Annotated in this window: 4 protein-coding genes; 2 read left to right on the top strand and 2 right to left on the bottom strand. The window is 64.8% G+C overall.

Features of this window, described 5'->3' with window-relative positions:
• Window positions 1-162: 162 nt before the first annotated feature.
• A complete protein-coding gene (locus Aco03nite_RS52320) occupies window positions 163-360 on the bottom strand; it encodes a hypothetical protein (RefSeq protein WP_203810748.1) in 198 nt (65 codons plus the stop codon).
• Between the two features lie 259 nt (window positions 361-619).
• Between Aco03nite_RS52320 and Aco03nite_RS52325 the strand changes: the two genes are divergently transcribed.
• Window positions 620-859, top strand: coding sequence for a hypothetical protein (locus Aco03nite_RS52325; RefSeq protein WP_203810750.1), 240 nt, complete (start codon window positions 620-622; stop codon window positions 857-859).
• A gap of 57 nt (window positions 860-916) precedes the next feature.
• Here the strand turns inward: Aco03nite_RS52325 and Aco03nite_RS52330 are convergent, their stop codons facing one another.
• Window positions 917-1,468 carry a DUF6993 domain-containing protein gene (locus Aco03nite_RS52330; RefSeq protein WP_203810752.1) on the bottom strand — a complete coding sequence of 184 codons (552 nt, stop codon included), beginning with the start codon at window positions 1,466-1,468 and terminating at the stop codon, window positions 917-919.
• Window positions 1,469-1,737: 269 nt separating this feature from the next.
• Between Aco03nite_RS52330 and Aco03nite_RS52335 the strand changes: the two genes are divergently transcribed.
• A complete protein-coding gene (locus tag Aco03nite_RS52335; RefSeq protein ID WP_203810754.1) occupies window positions 1,738-2,148 on the top strand; it encodes a DUF6226 family protein in 411 nt (136 codons plus the stop codon).
• The last annotated feature ends 36 nt before the right edge of the window (window positions 2,149-2,184 follow it).

Here is a 2,184-nt window from a genome sequence, read left to right on the forward strand (position 1 = left end):
ATGAGAGTGACTCGCACTGGACTAACCCCAGTCATTGGAATCGATGGCCTCCATTTGTACCTGAATCTCCCGCGGGATGGCAGCGGGTAGGACCACGACAAAGTCATAACTCTCCGGGTCCTGGCCCACGCTCAAGGTGAGTTGGCCGTCACCCGTGCTCCACTACACCGGGCGTCTCGCCGATGTTCCGAGGCTTACATCCAGGCGCCGCACGTGGTCGGCGCCGGCAATGCAGGCGAGCTTCCCAGCCCATTCCCACGGACTCGCATCGACATTCAGTAGCCATGAGGATCCGCTGAGCGTGAGCATCACGTTGTCGTCATCGAGTTGCGCGTCCGCCCTCACGGTGAACAGCTCCATGCAAAGAGTGTCGCAGCGAGATCGACAGGGGGCTCCTCTTCGGGCACGAGGAGCCGGTCTGGCACCCCCGACAACCGGTCGTGGCAGCGGCCAGCCTCCGCGCGGAAAGCGGCATGAGCGTGCGGTTCTGGTCCTAGCCATCGAGCCGTTGCCGTCCTGTCGCAGTGCCGGGCACTGCGTTGCAGACAGAAATGCTGCGCAACCAGTCACGCTACTTTTGGCGAGGCGCCATCCGTGGCCACTGATGCTTGGAGAGACTATGCCCGATGATCTGAAGCGCTGGCGTAATGCCCTCGCCACCGACGACGCGGTTCAGGCCTTACGCGCTGCAGTCCAAGACGAACTCGCCGCCGGCGACTCGCGCGAACAGATCACAGAGCAACTGTCGCGGCTGGTCATGGTGCTGCGCCAGGAACAGAGACCCGACGAGGAGGAGGACCCAATCCTCGACGTCCTCGACATGCTGGCCGGTTGGTGCTCACCTGGTTCCGCCCTATGAGCAGCCCTCGCCCGAATCGCGGCAGATCCGGATACTCATTGTCGGCCTTCATCAAAGTCACGGCGCCAAGCAGTGGCCGTCCGTTAGCAGACCCGCATACCAGGAGTGGTAGCGCTCCACAGGCGGCGGAGTGACGTCGGCGAGCACGCAGACGTCGCCGATCCGAACGGCCCAGATCAGCGCGCCCCGCGCCGTCGGGTCCTCGTCCCGGCCTAACCGCACCACGGCGTCGGTGTACCCAGTCCGAGTCAGGGCCTGCCGCACCTTCGTAACGTACTCGCTGGTCGCGGCGAGTTCCGCGCTCCCGAGGCAGTGGCCGTTGCTGTCGAGCTCCTCCAGGCATCCGCCATCGCGACCCCGGTTGGCCACCGCGGCCGCGGCCTCGTCAAGCGCCTCGTCCTCGCCGATGGCTGGCGCCGGCGTACGCAGGTGGCTGTCCTTCAACTCCAGCGCGCAGTGGCCGTCGTCGTTAAGGGGGTCCGAACATCGCGTAGCCGGCGCACTGCCCTGCTGTAGCCGAGCGGTGTCGTGCTCGGTCGGCGCGCCACAGGCGGTAGCCAGTGCCAGGAGCAGGGCAGCTGGCGTCATCTGCACCCTCGGTGATCTCACTCCGCGCAAGATATGTGATCACCGCGCTGCGGCTGATCATCCGAGCCGGCGGAGAAACCGATACGACCGGCGCGACCTCGGCAACCAGAACGCCGTTCACGCGACGAGGAGTACCGAGCATGCCATCCACTGACTCGCCGCGCCAGCGCGCTGGCGGGTCATCAGGGTGATGCTGGGCCAAGGGCGGCAAGATCAATCGCGGTCTCGCGGACGGCGGCAGATCAGTGCGTTTGATCCTGACGTCGAACGCAGCGCCGTAAAGTTCATCCATGCACGAAACTGAGCCCGAGCTAGACGTGTATAGCCGGTTTACCAATCCCGGCCGGTATCGAGTCCTGCACGATGCGGCCGAGCATCTGTTGGACGATCTCGCCCGGGACTTCATGGTCGTCCGGAGCGAGGGCTCGGTGAGTGATCCAAGCCGCTTCAGCGGTCAAGTTCGCATGGTGCAACTCGACCCGACGCGTCCGGGAGTCGGCCGCCTCCGGATCAACTTCACCAGCTTTCCGGGGCTGGTGGTCAAGTTGGGCCAAGAGAGGGAGACAGCGTTGCCGGCATGCGGATGCGACGCCTGCGACGAAGACCCTCAAGAGCTGATCGAGGATCTTCACGACAAAGTCGAAAGCCTGACCCGTTCAAGGACCGGGCAGACGACCCGGTGGCGCCGAGGCAGCGACTGAAGGAACCGAGAACGTCCGATCCGCGGCAGATGAGGG

This window comes from Actinoplanes couchii, from assembly GCF_016862075.1.
GTDB classification, from domain to species: Bacteria; Actinomycetota; Actinomycetes; order Mycobacteriales; family Micromonosporaceae; genus Actinoplanes; species Actinoplanes couchii.

Excerpts from the sequence above, each read along its gene's own strand:
- Aco03nite_RS52320 (WP_203810748.1), bottom strand. The coding sequence starts at position 360 with ATGGAGCTGTTCACCGTGAGGGCGGACGCGCAACTCGATGACGACAAC.
- Aco03nite_RS52325 (WP_203810750.1), top strand. The coding sequence starts at position 620 with ATGCCCGATGATCTGAAGCGCTGGCGTAATGCCCTCGCCACCGACGAC.
- Aco03nite_RS52335 (WP_203810754.1), top strand. The coding sequence starts at position 1,738 with ATGCACGAAACTGAGCCCGAGCTAGACGTGTATAGCCGGTTTACCAAT.